This window comes from Lyngbya aestuarii BL J (genome assembly GCF_000478195.2).
GTDB lineage: Bacteria > Cyanobacteriota > Cyanobacteriia > Cyanobacteriales > Microcoleaceae > Capilliphycus > Capilliphycus aestuarii.
Genome location: NZ_AUZM01000021.1, coordinates 12219 through 30225, shown reverse-complemented (window position 1 = coordinate 30225; position 18007 = coordinate 12219). Strand labels below are relative to the sequence as shown.

The window sequence follows — 18007 nt, the reverse complement described above, 5'->3', positions numbered from 1 at the left end:
AATTGACAATATTGTTTTACTATGCAATTATGGCTTGACACAATTGTTAATGCAGATCCTCCTCGATCAATCATCAATCGGAAAAAATCATGGCTCAAAATAATAGTTAATGTATTGGAGGTAAAAATCAACAGGTTTGACTTTAGAAGTGATACAAATTCAGATGAACAGCTTTACATAACGCCCTCTAATGTGAAGTGATGTGTTCTAGGTAACAATTTTATTGTAAAGATTTGGTCAAGCTAAGATGACATGAGTTGCTCTTTATGATTTTTTTGTATTAGTATCTTGTGTGTTCAGTTTCTTAAAGATCGTGCTCTCAAATTGAAAATAACCAGTCATAGAAAATGGGGCTAGCTTAAATTCAGCCCAGAAGTCCCAGGAGAGAATTCTAATCAGGTCAAACTTCTTCAAGTCGAATTACTTATTTAACTGGGTAGCATATCTTGTCGATTAAATTCTAAATTCAATGAGGAGCCTGACTTGAGGAATCTTCAGGAATTCATCATCTCTACGGTGTATATAACCAATATTAGATGTTTTGACGGAATGATCTTTGTCAAAATATCTGTGGTTTTTTAGCTTAGAGTCTCAATCAAATCAAAATTGGAAGTCAGTTGCAACGATCGCAGGCTGAAATCCTGTATTTCCATTTTATTAGTGGTCAACATCTACCAAATTCTCAGAACTCACTTATGAAGACTCAGAATATTTTCTCTCAAATCGCTGATGCTGTTAAAACTCAATCAGCCCTCTCTACAACCTGGACTGTTCTCAAAAAGAGTGAGGTTAATCACGCTTCTCAACTCAACTGGATAGAGAAAGATCACACTTGTCAAGCAGCCTATACCGATGAGTTAGGCACCATAGAACTATATATCAAAAAGGAAATCCACCATCCTATTCGTGGAATACATCATTATCGAGTCAGCTATCAATATCGTTCCCCAGACGGTAGCTTAATTGCTCAAGGGATTTGGGAACCCAAAGAAACTATTGATCAAGCTAAACGACTCGCAGAATTTCAGTTGCGACAATTTCTGTAGTTTCTAGAGGTTAAATTAATTTAATTCTGACTCGATCAAAAATCTAGAAATTATTTTAAAAGGGTTGAAATCTTCTGTTTTAGTTAAGACTTTCAAGATCTTATAGAAGATTAACCCCTGTTGTGTGAATTCGACTTTCCATCAACTTCAACTTAAGTTCGATCAATATTTTCTCTAAAACTCAATTCGAGGTGGAAAAGGAATATCTATGCCTGCATCCGGCTCAGGATTGGCTTCTAAAGGTTCAAAAAGCTCATCAAGATATTCTTTTGAATATTCAAATTCCCCGGGTTCTGCTCCTCCCATTGGAAAGGTTAAACTAGAATCATCTCGCCCAATTCTCAATTGTTCTTGCTTCCCAAGTTCTTCTGCTGAACCGATTGGAGACCATCGCGCTTCTTCGAGAGATTGTACCCAGAAACTGCTACCATTGAGATCCGCTTTGATCAGGTTAGTTCCATCGAGTTGAGCCTGAATCAAGTTGGCGTTGGTTAAATTCGCACCGAACAGGTTAGCGTTGTTTAACTCCGCACTATTTAAGAATGCGCCCTGTAAGTTTGCTTCTGTGAGGTTGGCTCCTTTGAGGTCAGCGCCCTCTAAATTTGTGTAGGCTAGATTCGCCCCTGAGAGATCGGCGTTCCTTAAGTCTACTCCGATCAAGTGACGTTTGCTTAAATCTACTCCCCGCAGATCACAGCCTTGACAAGTACCTGTTTCAACTAGCTGTTGAATATGAGCCGGGTTTTGGGCTTGAGCGGAATTGGATAAACCGACAGAGAATAAAACAGAACTGGCGATTACGAGTGTGGTTTTGGAGAAGATGCTCATTTTAAAATGTCCTCCCGATTTTATCTAAACTTTTGAGACAAAGTATTTAAGTCTCTCTACTTCTAGAATAAGCGATATTTCGGAGGATGACTTCCTCCAACGGAAGGATATTCTTTGGGAAGATTGATTTTTGTCTGATTTAAATATCATAAAAGATGCTTTTTTGCAAACTTTTTGATCCCATTTCCAGTACCTACACCGACTTCATTGGTGATCTGAGTCTTAAACAAGCAGTAACAAGCATTTTTCGTTGCTCCCGCTTTAGTGATCCTACTCACGATTACTCAGGAAAAACTGTTTCAGTGATTTTAGAAGAAAAGCATTTTAATTCTTGTATTGTAGAACGCAACCGCCAAGAATTTAGATGATTCTCAGGAAACTTTAAGTTTTTTCCGATTTAATGAGAGTCTAAACTGGTCGTTGAGATTGAATCTGAAAATCAAAAACTAAGGTTTTTATTTTGGATTTTTGTTCATTGGATGTTGCTTTGAAAAATAAGCGATAAAATGAGTAAATCCCTATTCAACTGTACAGAAAGATAAAAAGAAATGGTTGCTAACTACGAAGTCGAATCAATTGTTCTAGATCGCTACAAACAAGGCGCAAAAGAAGTACAACCTTCCCTCTGTTGCCCAACCAGCTACAATAAACAATATCTCGAAAAAATTCCTCAAGAAATTATTGAGAAAGACTATGGCTGTGGTGATCCAACTCGTTATGTAAAATCCGGTGAAACGGTTGTTGATCTCGGTTCAGGTGCGGGTAAACACTGTTATATTTTAGCCCAAATTGTCGGCGAACAGGGTGAAGTGATTGGGGTTGACTTTAATGATGAAATGCTCTCCCTGGCTCGTAAATATCAAGATGAAATGACGGCAAAATTAGGATATCAAAACACTAAATTTGTCAAGGGTAAAATTCAAGACTTAGCTCTAGACTTAGACTCAGTACAACAATGGTTAACTCAAAATCCTGTACAATCAATCGATGGGATTTCTGCCTTAGAAGCCGAATGCGATCGCCTGCGACAAGAAAACCCATTAATCACTGATCATAGCGTTGATGTTGTCATTTCTAATTGTGTTTTAAACCTGGTTCGACCCCAAGACAAAAAGCAACTGTTTCAAGAAATTTATCGAGTTCTCAAAAAAGGAGGTCGGGCGGTTATTTCTGATATTGTTTGTGATGAAAATCCGACCCCAGAAATGATTCAAGATCCCGAACTTTGGAGTGGTTGTATTTCGGGGGCGTTTCGAGAAGATACCTTTTTAGAAATGTTTGAACAAGCGGGGTTCTACGGTATTGAAATTTTAGCTCGTCAACCCGAACCTTGGCAAGTTGTAGAAGGGATAGAATTTCGTTCTGTAACGGTTCAAGCCTTTAAAGGAAAAGAAGGCCCTTGTTTAGAACGCAAACAAGCGGTAATCTATAAAGGCCCGTGGAAGCAAGTAGTTGATGATGATGGTCATACCCTTTGTCGAGGCCAACGGATGGCCGTTTGTGATCAAACGTTCAACCTTTATACGGATGCAAATGGGCCTTATGCTGAGAATATTTTAGCCCTTTCACCCTATCAAGAAATTCCCCTCGAAGATGCCACAAACTTCAACTGTAAACCAAAAGCAACTCGCAACCCCAAAGAAACGAAAGGAACTGACTATCATTTGACGACAACACCCGACAGTGATTCTTGCTGTGATCCCTCAGAATGTTGTTAGAATCTTGTTAGATGAAATCCCCAGGCCGATAAATTTGACCGACTGAATGATCGGCGTTTATATTAACCACAAGATCTGCTAAATGTGGGTTTTCAACTAACGGCGAAATGAATAGTTCTGGATGCAGAGATTTCCAAAAATAGTCTACAAACTGTTCAATTTCTGCATCCGTCATTCCTGACTTTCCACTCTTGATCATTTCTTGTTCGGCTTGTTGACGCCATTGTTTTGATAAGCGATAATCAATGGGATTGAGAACCATTAATCGATCCAAACATTCCCACAACGGGAGATAATCTTTTAACGTCTGATTTATATCCCGAGCAAATTGGCGATCGCTTTCTGTGATAATCGGTTCAGGAGCCTGATCAAATCGGCTATTGTCAACGGGACGACAACCCACAAACCATCCTTCAAATAAGACGATATTGATCCCGGTAACGAGTTGTGGTTCAATGCGATCGCCTAATCCATTGTGCAATGATTTATCAAATTGAGGCACCCTCACAGAAGTCTGACCTTGACGCAAGTCATCTAACACCTTTAACCCGATTTCCACATCGTGGGTTCCGGGTGGGCCACGCCAAATCAACCGGGGATCAAGCTGTCGCAAATGTTCTCGATCAGCATAACTTTTATAGAGATCATCAATCGATAAACTGAGAGTTTTATAACCTTGAAATGTTAAAATTGCAGTTAAAGCTTTACCTAAAGTCGTTTTACCCGTACCCTGTCCGCCTAGAACCCCTTGAATAATTGGCCGATTTAAGCTTTGATAATGTTGGGTGAGTTGAGTTGCTAAAGGAAGCCACAATTTCCACAACAGTTCTAAACCCGTTTTTACTTGAGGTAAATCACAGTGGTGTTGAAGTAGAGAGCAAAATAATTGCGATCGCTTTTCCAGGAGAGTTTCAACATTTTCGGTTGTGATTCCAAAAGCAGTTGATCGCAGGCGATCATTGAGTTCTAATATTGCTAACTGTTTGAGTTCATCGGCTGAGGGTTCATTTCCCCTCGCCCAAGCCTCTAGAATCTCAATCATAATTGGATAACTGTCAAGCATTGACGGATAGGGAGACTGGGAGACTTTGCTTTTTACCGAGAACCGTTAACATCATCAGGAACCGAGTAAAAACGCGAGTAAAAATAAACTGTAGACTACACCAATTTTAAAGGCATTGAGGTTCTCAATCCATAGGGGTTGGCGAAGGAGGGGTTTGCTGCGATAAGTTAGCCAATTAATGCCTTCGGTGATCAATAATAAAAGAAAAGCTGCTGTTACATCCCACTCTGCTTCCTGTCCGGCTATCGTAGAAATCACAATACCGGAGAATGAGCCAAATAGCACACTAATCGTTAGCAGTGAGATCCGTCGCCAAGGATTGCGTAACCATCGCCCCAGTCGCTCACTGAGAACATTTGTTAATCGGTTTAGACGAGTGTTCTGCATAGAACAACTTGTGAAATTAATCGAATTAGACGCTCAACAAAAAAGACCATGAAATTTAGACCTTACCCTGGAATTTGGGTTGCCGGGGCGATTATCGTTTTGAGTTTAGGCTTCCGGCAACTTTGGTTAAACACTTGTATCAGTTCAACAGAATTTGAACAATCACTTGATCCCGACAATGTACCTGTTTTTATTCCTTCTACAATCCCTGATTCTACACCGAATCCGACTCCGACTCCGAGTTTAACGGAAAATGCAACACCAGAAAATAGATTAAAGCCCAGTTCTGAGCCTGTTTCTAGGGGACAAGAAGCTGCTTTTCGGGTCAGTAACCAGAGTAATCATCCCGTCAGAATAGCATGGCGATCGCGATCCCCAACTTCTGAACCTGTTCACTGGGATTTTGCCCCTCAAGAAGGAAGTGTCAATGGACTGATGTTATCGCTTCCAGATACCGATTTAACGTTGCAACCGGGAGATATCTTGATTGTCTTTGCACAAGATGGTTCTCGGCGATACTGGGGGCCTTATATTGTTGGGAAAACAGCCTCACCCACGTGGAATTCTCAAGTTGAGGAATGGCAGTTATTTGTCCAACCCTAGAAACAGATGACAAGAGACAGGAGACAGGTCAGAAAGATGACTTCATCTGTCCCTATCACCCCATTTCCCGAACATTGTCTGCTAATGAACCCCATTGGCAATACAATCTATAAGTTGTGGCGAATTCATCAACAAACGACGGGATGAAACTGAAGTCTAAACTTGTGTTCACCTCTAAATTTCCATCTCAATTCAAGTCTTTTCTGTTTAGGGGTCTGCTGGCGATTAGTGGGTTAAGTTTAATCGGTTGGATTGCTTTTTTCTGGAATTTGGGGAACACAGGTTTAGTCGATGAGACAGAACCTCTGTTTGCCGAAGCCGCCCGTCAAATGTTGATCACGGGAGATTGGATCACGCCTGTCTTTAATGAAGTACCTCGCTTTGATAAGCCCCCTTTGATCTATTGGTTGATGGCGATCGCTTATCGGATTGTTGGGGTGAATGAGTGGGGTGTGCGTCTTCCTTCTGCGATCGCTGCTTTTTTTCTAACTGTTTTTTGTTTTTATATTTTACTATTTTATGTCAAAAATATCAAGATTAATTCCCGAATTTCTCCAAATTTAATTCAACCCAATATTCTCTTTCATCCTTTACCTTGGATCGGTGCCACTTTAATTGCATTGAATCCCGAAACTATTACTTGGGCTAGAATTGGTGTTTCGGATATGTTATTAAATGCCTGTATGGGTTCGGCTTTATTTGCGTTTTTTCGGGGCTATGCTGAACCTCAGTCTATTAAATCTGATCAAAAATCTAATCAAAGAATCTCACCTTGGTATTTAGCGTTTTATATTTTTCTGGCTTTGGCTGTTTTAACTAAAGGGCCGATTGGTTTTGTTTTACCTGTTTTTATTATTGGATCATTTACGCTCTATCTCGGAAATACTCAGAAAGTTTTACGAGAAATTCATCCATTTTTAGGAAGCATCATTTTTTTTGTTATTGTTTTACCTTGGTACATTTTAGTCACATCTAAACACGGGTTTACCTATCTTAACGCTTTCTTTGGTTATCACAATTTTCAACGCTTTACTCAAGTTGTTAATCATCATGCAGCACCTTGGTATTTTTATTTTATTGTGGTTGTTATTGGATTTGCACCTTGGTTTGTTTATTTACCCGTTGCTATTGTTAAAGCTAATTTTTGGAAGCGAAAATATTGGAAAAATCGTCATAGAATCGAACATTTATCATTATTTGCCTGCTTTTGGTTTGGATGTATTTTCTTGTTTTTTACAATTTCTGTTACTAAATTGCCTAGTTATATTTTACCCTTGATGCCTGCCGCTGCTTTACTAACTGCTTTATTTTGGAATGATATTTTCAAACACAAAAAGATATTTTTTTTACAGTCTAAGTCTCGAAAAAAATATTTATTAACTTCTATTTCATTTGGCTTAAATATTGTTTTTGTTATTGGAATTTCTTTTCTCATTCTTTGGAGTTATCACTGGATAGGACATGATCCTGAGATTCCTGATTTTCGAGAACAACTTCAGACTTCAGGATTACTCGAATTTAGTGCATTAATTTGGATGATGACGGCTATATTTATATTATTTTTTTGGTTGAAAAAACAACCGCAACGAATTGTAACCGTTAATTTAATCGGGTTTGTCGCTTTTTTGATCTTTGCAATTATTCCCGCTAATCAATTATTTGATCTTCATCGCCAGCACCCCCTACGACAACTCGCGGAAACCGTCAGAATAGAAAGAGTCTTTCAAGAAGAATTAGTGATGATTGGCTTTAAGAAACCCAGTTTAGTTTTTTATACCCAAAATCCTGTACAATATTTCCAATATCCTAGTGATGCTGTTGACTATCTTCGCACTCCTCGCATTCAAAAGACTCAACCCGATACTATTTTAATCTTAGCTGCTCCCCAAGAAATTTTAAAGACAGGGTTACAAGTTCCGCAATACCAGCAACTTGATCAAGAGGGTATTTATCAACTTATTCGAGTCTCTAAACTCAGCCTTTTCAGCAGGGATAGAAATCAACTTCCTCGTTACTAACTGAGCAAGGGTTATTTTTGAGACTTTGGCTTCAGGATAACATCTTTTAGGTGACATTAAACAGCCAACTCTAAACTAAGCTTAAAAGATGACAAATTATTCGGATTGTGAAATAATCCTCCTGTAAGATCCAACGATACGGTATCAGGAGTGAAGATTTATGTAAGATGATAAACTGGCTTAAAAAGTATCTACCCCTCAAGTTTTCTACCCTGATCAAAAATAGATTAATCTGTTTGTTACTAATGTTTGTTTTGGGTTTAAGTCTTTCAGGTGCGACAAAATCAGCCGTAACACCCTCAATTCGGGTTCCCATCCTCGGTTTTCATAATATTATTGACTTTGAAATCGCAAAACAGACAAAGATTAAACCCCTTTCCTTTGATCACGATTATGGTAAACGAGAACTTTATACTGTATTAAACTACTTAGTTGAAAATAACTATTGGTTTTTAACCAGTCAAGATTTGTTTACTTACTTTATTCAAAAATCCAAACCTATCCCGCCTGAATATTTGCATCGTAAACCCATTATGATTACCTTTGATGATGGTTACTTGGGAGTCCATGAAAATGTTTTACCGATCTTAAAAGATCTCGAAAAAACCTACAGAGAAAAAGTCAAAATTGTTCTCTTTATCAACCCTGGTTATATGGGAGTTAATATCAAATATTTTGTTCCTCACATGAGTTGTAATGATCTCAGAGATGGCTACAAACGAGGATTTTATGATATTCAGTCTCATGGGTTTGCTCATCAAAACCTCAGCAAATTAGATCTCAAAAATCTAGAACTTGAGTTAGAAAAATCTAAAACAAAACTTAGAGAATGTACGGCAGATTTAGACCCCAATAAATGGGTCGCCGCTCATATTGCCTATCCCTATGGTTCAGTTAGCCAAAAAGTCGAAAAATATTTACCAAAATATCATTTAACTGGATACTTATATGATGGAATTATTTCTCGACCCAACCGCCTCAGAAATCCTTTCCAAATTTCTAGAGTTCCCGTCAACCGCTATACAACCCCTCTACAATTAATTAGAATTGTTAACCGAGCCACTCCGATTACACAACTCGCTCTGAAAGATAGTTAAATTTCAAGCGTCGAGAGGAACAGACAAAATCAAGAAGATTCTCTTTGAAGTGAGACAGTAATCGATTAGAATTAAACACTAATCACCGTTATCGGTTCACTCAAATGATGCAATTGATCTCGATTATTGTCACTTTGATTGTTTTCAGCCTTTACACATTGGGAGGATATTCAAATCCTGCCTTTGCCGCTTCTGAGACTTTAGCAGAATCAACACCAGTTGTTCAAGACGTCGAGAACCTTCTCAACCAAGCCTTTGATGCGACAACAACCGGAAAATTTGCTGAAGCCGAAACCTACTGGACTCAGATTATTAAACAGTACCCCGATAACGCTGCAATGTGGAGTAATCGGGGTAATGTTCGTGTGAGTCAAAATAAGATAGAAGCAGCCCTTTCTGACTACAATAAAGCCATAGAACTCGCTCCCAATGCTCCTGATCCCTATTTAAACCGAGGCGTCGCTTATGAGCGCTTAGAACGTTGGGCGTCGGCGATCGCAGACTACAATCATGTATTAGAACTCTCCGGCGAAGATGCCGTTGCCTACAACAACCGAGGCAATGCTGAAGCGGGTTTAGGGAATTGGAAAGCCGCCATTATTGACTATGAAACCGCAGCAGAACTTGATCCCAATTATGCCTTTGCTCGGGCAAATTATGCCTTAGCACTCTATCAAGACGGACAAACGGAAAAAGCAATTCGCACGATGAAAAATCTAGTTCGTAAATATCCGAATTTTGCCGATATGCGAGCCGCTTTAAGTGCGTGTTTATGGGAAAAAGGCAAACGCGGAGAAGCTGAAAGTAATTGGGTTGCGGTGATTGGACTAGATGGGCGGTACAAAGATCTTGAATGGGTTACTCAAGTGCGTCGTTGGCCGCCTGAAGTGGTCAATGCCTTGGATAAGTTTCTTAATTTGCAGTAACCAATTGTTCGATCACAACAGCAGCTAATTGTTCAACGCTCGGCATCACCAGAATTGCACCTGCGGCTTTCAGGGTTTGACGGTAAGCTTGAGCCTGCTGAGAGTTTTGTTGAACATGAGGAGGTAACACTCCCACACCGATCCAAGCCCGCTCAGGTTGCTGTTCAGAGGCTCGTTGAACGGTGTACATATCGCCAACCGTATCACCGACATAGACAATGGTTGTGGAGTTCTCTGGCTGTAGCTGTTCAACTGCCATCAATAGTCCGGTTGGATCGGGTTTTCCCGGTGCATCCTCCATCGCCACTAACACAGGTGAAACCAACCCTAACTTCCCCGTCAGCGCATATAAAGCCTCATCCCGCATTGCCCCGCTAAAGAATCCCCAACCAATATTCGCTTGAGTTAACTGTTCAAAATACGTGGGTTCACACAGCAACGGTTCTGAGCAAATATAGCCTGTCCAGTGGTTAGGATCAGGCCCTCGATAACGAGATTGAAAAAATGCAATTAAATCATCATAGTTGAGATCAATCGGGTTACGAGACAAGCCTACACTCACCGCAGACTCCGTTGAATCAGGGGAAGGGATGGAATTGGGTTGATGTTCAAAATACCGATAGATTAGCTCCCGAGACGCTTCCCAATCATTATTCCAAATGCCCTCAGACTTGAGTTTGTCGATGTCTTGGAGAGTGGGACGATAGGCATTTTGAGTAAAATGTTCTACAGTGTCAGCGATCGCCCGTCGATAGGAACCCCCCACGTCCCGAATTACACCGTCAATATCAAAAATTGCAATGGCTTTCATCGATCTCAGTTGAAGAATGAACTATCCACTCAATAGCACAGAAGTCGAATACTGTGATAGAGTAGTAGGTTGTAATATTTTTTAAAATTGCCGATGGAAACAGAAGTATCGCAGGATCGATTTGTACTCAAGGTTTTGTGGCTCGACGACAACGTAGCATTAGCCGTAGACCAAATTGTGGGCAAAGGTTCTAGCCCTTTAACCTCTTACTTTTTCTGGCCAAGAAATGATGCCTGGGAACAGCTCAAAACTGAAATGGAATCTAAACGTTGGATTTCAGATATTGAGCGGGTTGAGTTGCTCAACAAAGCAACCGAAGTGATCAACTATTGGCAAGAAGAAGGCAGAGGGCGTCCGCTACCAGAAGCTCAGGCGAAGTTTCCTGAAGTCATCTTTACAGGAAGTAGCTGAATAGTTCAGTCGGTTTGATTTTCGATTCGATGAACTTGCCCCTTGAACTTGAGCCTACCCGCTGTGTAGGCTTTTAGTTTTTTTTGAAATCTTGAATTTTCTCACAGTTAAATTATCTGCTATACCGGATGAGTCGGGAGATTGCAGCGAGTGGACAGACAAATCGGGTATAAAATCCGGTTATCTTTGTCAATAGTCGTCATCAAAGCTGATAATATCGGTAAAATTACCATGACTTTCCTCTCCCTACAACCGCGATTAATTTAAGTAAGTGAGCATGAGATTACAAGACTTTCTGGGAACAGATATCAAGTATGATGTCAAGAAAATTGATGCTGACCCCGAACTGAGTCGTCAGATTCAGATTCGCCTGATTGATTTGGGACTCCTTGATCCCCCTGCCGATGGAATATTTGGCCCGAAGTCAACGGCAGCCCTGCATCGGTTTCAAAAGTTAATGAAATGTGGTGAACCGGGATTTTTAGGTGCGATCACTGCTGAGAAGTTAATTGAAACAAAACTCGCAGATATTCCCATTCCTACTCCCATTCTAAGAACCGTTAAAAGTACGGTTTTCAAGGTAAAACCGATTGCTTCTTCTCAGTTAAGCGACTCCGAAAAATTTCCCCTAGCCGGAGGTCAAGAGTTTGCGATTTTGGCTCATGATCCGATTCGAGGACATTTGAGAGTTGCACTTCGCAGTGAAAGCTTCGGTGGATATTCGATGTTATATATTTGGGGGCCTCATGCCGAAATTTATGAAGAGGATAAGTTAGTTTATCCTAAGCGTTTACCCACAAGTTATCGAATCAATAATTTTCCCTATCGTTATCAACTTGATAATTGGTTTAATCCGACGGGTGCCTGTAATGTGACTTCAATTGCCATGTGTTTGGAGTATTTAAAAGCATCCAGACGGCTCAGTTATGGACAGTTTGAAGATGAACTGTATGAGTATGCACTCGACCGAGGCTACAGTCGTCACAATCCCTATGATTTAGCCCGAATTGTTAGAGATTATGGCTGTCAAGATTATTTTACAGAATACGCCATTATTGAAGATGTTCTAGACTGGATTTCGGCAGGAAATCCTTCTGTCATTCACGGTTATTTTACCTCCTTTGGTCATATCGTTGTCGTGGTTGGATATGATGAATATGGATTGATTGTTCATGATCCCTATGGAGAGTGGTTTTCTACGGGATATCGTACCGATTTAAGTGGTGCTTATCTACATTATTCTTATGGATTAATTCGGCGACTTTGTATCCCTGATGGTAATTTTTGGGTTCATTTTATTTCTAAGTAAAGTTGTTGAGAGAAAGGGGGAAATGATTAATCAACTTGTTAATAAATTGTCTGTTTCTCACTTTAAACGGTTCGACTAAACGGATAATTCATTCCCCAATCTCCACGCGCCCAATTTCATACTTAAATCTAGCCAAGTTGAACGGGTAATTGGGGCGCTTGTTGAGATATAGTCAACACCCATTTCTGCAACACTGCGGATGGTTTCTAGGGTAATATTGCCCGAGGCTTCGATTTTAATGCGATCATTTTCAGCGCGTATTTTCTCCACCGCCTCAGACATCATTTTCAGCGGCATATTATCCAGCATAATAATATCAGCTTTATTTTCTAATGCCGTCTGAACTTGTTCGAGGGTTTCTGTTTCAACTTCTATGGTGAGAGTATAGGGAATACTTCCTCGAATTTGGGCGATCGCTGCTTGTATTCCTCCGGCCGCTGCGATATGATTATCTTTGATCATCACGGCATCATCGAGTCCTAGACGATGATTTTTTGCCCCTCCGACTTGGGTTGCATATTTTTCTAATAGTCGCAGTCCTGGCGTGGTTTTACGGGTATCTACCAGTTGTGTTGGTAAGTCAGCAATGGCTTCAGCGTATCGGTTTGTCAGGGTCGCAATTCCACTTAACCTCATCGCTAGGTTCAAGGCCACTCGTTCCCCAGTTAACAAGGCTTCTAATGGCCCTTTGAGTTGGGCGATCATTTGGCCAGCTTCACACCATTGCCCCTCGGTAATCATCGGTGTAAACTTTACTTCTCTGTCTAACAGTTCAAAAACTCGCGCCGCTACTGTTAATCCCGCCACCATTCCTGATTCTTTCACCACCCAATGAGCGCTTCCCAACGGATGATTTTGCAAGAACAGACTCGCGGTGGTGCGATCGCCTCGACCAATATCTTCACAAAGCCATTGTTGTAGGAGCGGGTCTAAAACAATCGGGGGAGGTAAAATTGCGTTCATGGTTTGTGATTGATTAACACAGATCCATCAAAAACTAGAGCCTCTTTCCGTTTATCACTGGATAAGAAGCTCTAGTTTTATATTTATCCTGGCATCGAGCTATTTTCCCAGGCAGCTACCCACCAAGTATCTTCGCCGTGTCAACGTTTCACATCCGAGTTCGAGATGGATCGGTGTGGTTCCATCGAGCCATAGACACCAAAAAAGCTTTAAAATGCTTTCTTATGTCTTTGAGTTAATCAGAAGTTGCTTTGTTTCGCGTTCTTCTGTAACCTTCGACAATTACTAATAGTACAGAGCTTTCGCGAGATTGTCAACCCCTTTCCCCAAAAATCTTTTTTAGCTTCGTTGTTGGGCTTTAGCGGACTTCGAGTATCACCGAGGGTAAAGTCAAGGGTAAAGGATAGGCCAGTTAACAACCCATCCTTTGGTATTGAAGTGATAGCGACACTTTAAGACGCCACTCTAGCCGCAGTGCGAGTCCGTCGCCGTCCGGTTGTTTTGGGTGCGGGTTTCTCCTCTTGTTCAGCATGATCAGAGGTATCCCCATTTGGGGTATTCATCAGCAACACGACTAACGGATTACTTCTGTTAAGTTCCCGTTTGAGCGATCGCTCAATTGAACGTTCAACTTGAGTTTCTACCCCTACCCAGTCTACTTCTTTTTGACCCTCAAAAGACCGTACAAATTCTGACCAGCGATTATTCAAAGTAGATTCAATCGCTTTATTAATTGACATCTGTAGCAGAGTCTGGTCTACAGAGGTGACGACACCTCGGAAATGAATCTTCGGTTGTGAAATTAACTTACCTTCCAAGTCAACCGCCACTGCCACGGTTACAACTCCATCTTCAGCCAGTTGACGCCGTTCCTGCATGACATCATCTTTAACGACACCTGTGCGGGAAGAATCAACAGGTTCAACCCCTGCTTTCACTCTGTCGATCACACCAATAGAATCTTTGGTCAGTTCGACAACATCCCCATTATCGATGATGATCATATTTTCGGCAGGAATTCCCATACTTTGAGCAGTTTGAGAATGTTTAATCAACATCCGATGTTCACCATGGACGGGAACAAAGAATTTTGGACGAGTTAATGCCAGCATTAATTTGTGATCTTCCTGACAGCCATGACCTGAAACATGAATGCCGTGATGACGACCATAAATCACGTTAGCGCCTAACATCATCAGCTTATCAATGGTATTGACAACTGCGATGGTATTACCCGGAATCGGGTTAGCAGAGAAGACGACTGTATCACCTTGCTTAATGCTAATTTGTCGGTGAGCGCCATTGGCAATACGAGTCATCGCCGAAAGCGGTTCTCCTTGTGACCCGGTGGTGAGAATTAACACCTGATCATCGGGTGTATCTCGCAACGTATTCAATGGAATAAACAGATCATCTTGACATTTTATATACCCTAAATTTCGGGCATGAGCAATTACATTCAGCATCGACCGACCGACAACGGCGACTGAACGCCCCTGTTTTTGGGCAATATCCAAAATAATATTTAGCCGATGGACTGAAGAGGCAAAGGTGGTGACTAAAATACGTCCAGGTGCTTGTGAAAAAATCCGATCTAAGTTGGGATAAACTGAACTTTCTGAGGGTGTAAATCCCGGAACTTCTGCATTGGTCGAATCACTCAACAAGCACTGAACCCCTTTTTCGCCGTATTCTGCGAGTCGTTGAAAATCAAAGTGTTCTCCATCGACTGGGGTGTGATCAATTTTAAAGTCACCACTATGAATGACGACACCGACCGGGGTATTAATGGCTACGGTGAAACTATCAGCAATTGAATGAGTATTGCGGATATATTCGACCAGGAAACTCTTGCCAAGTCTCACAATTTCTCGGGGACGAACACTTCTTAACTCAGTGCGATCCGAAACGCCCGCTTCTTCTAATTTCCCCTGAAGTAATGCCATCGCCAGTCGCGGGCCGTAAATGACGGGAATATCAAATTGTTTGAGGTGAAACGCGATACCGCCAATATGATCTTCGTGACCATGAGTCACGATCATGCCTTTGATTTTATGGCGATTTTCCCGTAGATAAGTGACATCCGGGAGAACAATATTAACGCCGTGCATTCCGTCTGTGGGAAAGGCAAGTCCGGCGTCGAGGAGAATAATTTCATCGTCATATTCAAACACACAGGTATTCTTACCAATTTCATGTAAGCCACCTAAAGGAATGATTTTTAAGCCATTCCCGTCACTTTTACTGAGGGGTTTACGAACTGAATTTTTACTTTTAATGATGGGTGTTGTTCCGTTTTTAACCATGTTTTCCTTTTTGTGTGAAGGTTTATTGTTTAACAATGAACTTCGATAGCTGAATGTTAATCTGAGTCGAAAACTCGATCACTAAATCTTTGATCCACTAACGATTAAATGTTCATCAATATTCAGTTGTCTGAAACTTTGCTTTTTGGAAGATAGGGGTGCATCACCTGCGGGCGCACACTCGATCTATCCATGTTGTTGCTTTTAAGCTTTGAGCAAATTAAGTTCACTTAACACTTGCTGTAGTTGTTGGGTTACGACCGCAGAAGGGTCACACAGAGGCGGGCGAGTCTGACCAACTTTCCAGCCTTGCAGTTTGAGGGCTGCTTTGATCGCAATAGGGTTTGTCGTTAAGAAAAGTGCCTTAAATAATCCGAAGAGTTGTAGGTGAGTTTCAGTGGCGACTTGCACTTGACCCGCTTCAAACGCCTTGATCATGTGCTGTAATCGATCTCCCACTAAATGACTCGCAACGCTCACCACTCCGATACCGCCCACTGCCAATAGGGGCAATGTTAGAGAGTCATCTCCAGAGTAGATCTTAAATTCTGGAGGTGTCAAGCGTCGAATTTGGCTAACTTGGTCTAAATTGCCGCTGGCTTCTTTGATTGCAACAATATTAGAGATTTCTGCTAAACGAGCGACCGTTTCGGGTTGTAAGCTCTGTCCGGTGCGACCCGGGACATTATAGAGCATCATGGGTAAATCGTCGCTGGCTTGGGCGATCGCCTTAAAATGTTGGTACAACCCCTCCTGAGGAGGTTTATTGTAATAGGGAACCACTTGCAACGATCCATCTAATCCTAGTTTAGCAGCTTTTTGGCTGGCTTCGATCGCCTCTCGAGTACAATTTGATCCGGTTCCCGCCATAATCTTGGCTTTAGAAGAAACTGCTTTCTGCACCACTTGAAACAGTTCGTACTCCTCTGACCAAGTGAGTGTGGGAGATTCTCCTGTTGTTCCACAGACGACTAGGGTATCTGTACCGTTGTCAACCAAATGAGCGGCTAACTGTTCTGCCACTTCATAGTTAACGCTACCATCCTCTTTAAACGGCGTAATCATCGCCGTCATCACCTTTCCAAAACTCACCATCTACCTTCTATCAGTTGTGCTGTTTCTGTTCGCATCGCCTGCCATCAGGTGTGGACTCAATCTTTTCCAATCCCTTCTCTATTTGAATTGACGATGGACTCAACTCACGTTCCCAAGCGGTGTTGTCCTGTCCGACTGCCAACCTCACTCTCATTAATGACTCGCGACTAGAGACGAACGTAAAAGATTATTCGCCACTAATAACTCAGCAATTTGTACGGCGTTTAATGCTGCCCCTTTGCGAACTTGATCCCCACTCAGCCACAGTTCTAACCCACACCGATGAGAAATATCTTGACGGATGCGACCGACTAAGACCGGATCACGACCCGTTGCATCAATGGGCATGGGGAAGTAATTTGCCTTCCAGTCTTCTCGGAGTTCTACCCCTGGTGCTTGAGAAAGGACTTCTCGTGCTTTTGCCACATCAAAGGGTTGATCAAACTCTAGGTTAATCGCTTCGGAATGAGCGCGAAGTACGGGAACCCGCACACAGGTCGCAGAAATTCTCAACTCTTCCACGCCAAATATTTTCCGAGTTTCATTCACCATTTTGAGTTCTTCTTGGCAATATCCCGATTCATCCAAGGGTGAATTATGAGGAAATAAGTTAAAAGCCAAGGGATAGGGAAAAATTTCCGTCGGGGGTGTTTTTCCTTGTAAAATGGCTTGAGCCTGAGTAATCATTTCCTCCATCGCTCTGGCTCCTGCCCCACTGGCTGACTGATAGGTCGAAACCACAATCCGGCGTATGGGCTGAACTTGGTAAAGAGGCCAAATGGCAACCGCCATTAAAATGGTTGTACAGTTGGGGTTGGCAATAATCCCTTGGTGAGATGCAGCCGCTTCGGGATTCACTTCGGGTACGATTAACGGCACCTGAGCATCCATTCTAAAGGCGCTGGAGTTGTCAATGAAGACAGCACCAGCTTCTACGGCTTTTGCCGCCCATCGTTTGGACGTCTCTCCACCTGCTGAGGCCAGAACAATGTCTACTTGGTTAAATGACTGTTCATCAACCGCTTCGACTGTAATATTTTCTCCTTTAAACAGCAGTTGGCTTCCGGCTGAACGCGCCGAGGCTAACAGTTTTAATTCGGCCACTGGAAAGCTGCGACTTTCCAATAACTGTATTAATTCTGTTCCAACTGCACCTGTTGCTCCTAAAATTGCAACTCGGTAAGACTTAGACAAACTCAGAACCCTCCCTCAGAGACAATTCTAAAATAAACCTGAAATTTCAATAACAAAATTAATAACAAACAAAATCGTTAATCTACAATAAGACTCTGTATCTAAAACTCTCCTCTCCCCGTTACATCGTCTGAATCTTAGTTTGGGTCAGCCACTTGGCGATCAAACACCGGGGTGAATTGCGGCTCACAACCCATAGCGATCGCGAGATAAGATACAATTGCACATCTAG

General features: G+C 41.7%; 17 protein-coding genes and 1 rRNA gene. 9 read left to right on the top strand and 9 right to left on the bottom strand.

Annotated features, from left to right (window positions below; genetic code table 11):
* Positions 1–695: 695 nt before the first annotated feature.
* A complete protein-coding gene (locus M595_RS11070; RefSeq protein WP_023066306.1) occupies positions 696–1046 on the top strand; it encodes a hypothetical protein in 351 nt (116 codons plus the stop codon).
* A gap of 174 nt (positions 1047–1220) precedes the next feature.
* Here M595_RS11070 and M595_RS29225 read toward each other — a convergent pair whose 3' ends face one another.
* Complete coding sequence (locus tag M595_RS29225; RefSeq protein WP_023066360.1) at positions 1221–1874, bottom strand: pentapeptide repeat-containing protein; 654 nt, start codon at positions 1872–1874, stop codon at positions 1221–1223.
* A gap of 155 nt (positions 1875–2029) precedes the next feature.
* On the opposite strand from M595_RS29225, the gene M595_RS11060 reads away from it, so the two are divergent.
* Positions 2030–2242 (top strand): hypothetical protein, encoded by a 213-nt coding sequence (locus M595_RS11060; protein WP_023066283.1) that lies wholly within the window; start codon positions 2030–2032, stop codon positions 2240–2242.
* A gap of 180 nt (positions 2243–2422) precedes the next feature.
* Positions 2423–3592: a DUF8838 domain-containing protein gene (locus M595_RS11055; protein WP_023066355.1), complete on the top strand. Its 1170-nt coding sequence runs from the start codon at positions 2423–2425 to the stop codon at positions 3590–3592.
* 7 nt (positions 3593–3599) lie between these two features.
* Here the strand turns inward: M595_RS11055 and M595_RS11050 are convergent, their stop codons facing one another.
* Together M595_RS11050 and M595_RS11045 are read right to left on the bottom strand one after the other, a co-directional pair.
* Positions 3600–4634 (bottom strand): glycerate kinase, encoded by a 1035-nt coding sequence (locus tag M595_RS11050; RefSeq protein ID WP_023066353.1) that lies wholly within the window; start codon positions 4632–4634, stop codon positions 3600–3602.
* 75 nt (positions 4635–4709) lie between these two features.
* The gene (locus tag M595_RS11045) at positions 4710–5042 is read right to left on the bottom strand and encodes a DUF565 domain-containing protein (RefSeq protein ID WP_023066279.1); all 333 of its coding nucleotides are present in this window, start codon (positions 5040–5042) and stop codon (positions 4710–4712) included.
* Between the two features lie 48 nt (positions 5043–5090).
* Between M595_RS11045 and M595_RS11040 the strand changes: the two genes are divergently transcribed.
* The 4 genes from M595_RS11040 to M595_RS11025 all read left to right on the top strand — a co-directional run bounded on the left by M595_RS11040 (position 5091) and on the right by M595_RS11025 (position 9686).
* Positions 5091–5645 carry a hypothetical protein gene (locus M595_RS11040; RefSeq protein ID WP_023066286.1) on the top strand — a complete coding sequence of 185 codons (555 nt, stop codon included), beginning with the start codon at positions 5091–5093 and terminating at the stop codon, positions 5643–5645.
* A 164-nt stretch (positions 5646–5809) separates the two neighbouring features.
* Positions 5810–7663 carry an ArnT family glycosyltransferase gene (locus M595_RS11035; protein WP_023066280.1) on the top strand — a complete coding sequence of 618 codons (1854 nt, stop codon included), beginning with the start codon at positions 5810–5812 and terminating at the stop codon, positions 7661–7663.
* A gap of 245 nt (positions 7664–7908) precedes the next feature.
* Positions 7909–8760 (top strand): polysaccharide deacetylase family protein, encoded by an 852-nt coding sequence (locus tag M595_RS11030; protein WP_238987060.1) that lies wholly within the window; start codon positions 7909–7911, stop codon positions 8758–8760.
* A gap of 107 nt (positions 8761–8867) precedes the next feature.
* Positions 8868–9686, top strand: a complete 819-nt coding sequence (locus M595_RS11025) for a tetratricopeptide repeat protein (RefSeq protein ID WP_375339241.1) — start codon at positions 8868–8870, stop codon at positions 9684–9686.
* Here the strand turns inward: M595_RS11025 and M595_RS11020 are convergent.
* Positions 9673–10497, bottom strand: a complete 825-nt coding sequence (locus M595_RS11020) for a TIGR01548 family HAD-type hydrolase (protein WP_023066301.1) — start codon at positions 10495–10497, stop codon at positions 9673–9675. The genes M595_RS11025 and M595_RS11020 overlap by 14 nt on opposite strands.
* Before the next feature lie 93 nt (positions 10498–10590).
* On the opposite strand from M595_RS11020, the gene M595_RS11015 reads away from it, so the two are divergent.
* Together M595_RS11015 and M595_RS11010 are read left to right on the top strand one after the other, a co-directional pair.
* A complete protein-coding gene (locus M595_RS11015) occupies positions 10591–10908 on the top strand; it encodes a 30S ribosomal protein PSRP-3 (protein ID WP_023066297.1) in 318 nt (105 codons plus the stop codon).
* Between the two features lie 277 nt (positions 10909–11185).
* On the top strand, positions 11186–12217 hold the full coding sequence (locus M595_RS11010) for a C39 family peptidase (protein WP_023066312.1): 1032 nt from the start codon (positions 11186–11188) through the stop codon (positions 12215–12217).
* A 75-nt stretch (positions 12218–12292) separates the two neighbouring features.
* Here the strand turns inward: M595_RS11010 and nadC are convergent, their stop codons facing one another.
* The 5 genes from nadC to M595_RS10985 all read right to left on the bottom strand — a co-directional run bounded on the left by nadC (position 12293) and on the right by M595_RS10985 (position 17775).
* Positions 12293–13180 (bottom strand): carboxylating nicotinate-nucleotide diphosphorylase, encoded by an 888-nt coding sequence (gene nadC / locus M595_RS11005; RefSeq protein ID WP_023066350.1) that lies wholly within the window; start codon positions 13178–13180, stop codon positions 12293–12295.
* Between the two features lie 86 nt (positions 13181–13266).
* Positions 13267–13383, bottom strand: a 5S ribosomal RNA gene (rrf, locus tag M595_RS11000).
* Positions 13384–13632: 249 nt separating this feature from the next.
* Positions 13633–15486 (bottom strand): ribonuclease J, encoded by a 1854-nt coding sequence (locus M595_RS10995; RefSeq protein ID WP_023066318.1) that lies wholly within the window; start codon positions 15484–15486, stop codon positions 13633–13635.
* Positions 15487–15690: 204 nt separating this feature from the next.
* Complete coding sequence (gene dapA / locus M595_RS10990) at positions 15691–16581, bottom strand: 4-hydroxy-tetrahydrodipicolinate synthase (RefSeq protein WP_023066340.1); 891 nt, start codon at positions 16579–16581, stop codon at positions 15691–15693.
* Between the two features lie 153 nt (positions 16582–16734).
* Positions 16735–17775, bottom strand: a complete 1041-nt coding sequence (locus M595_RS10985; protein ID WP_023066305.1) for an aspartate-semialdehyde dehydrogenase — start codon at positions 17773–17775, stop codon at positions 16735–16737.
* Positions 17776–18007: the final 232 nt, after the last annotated feature.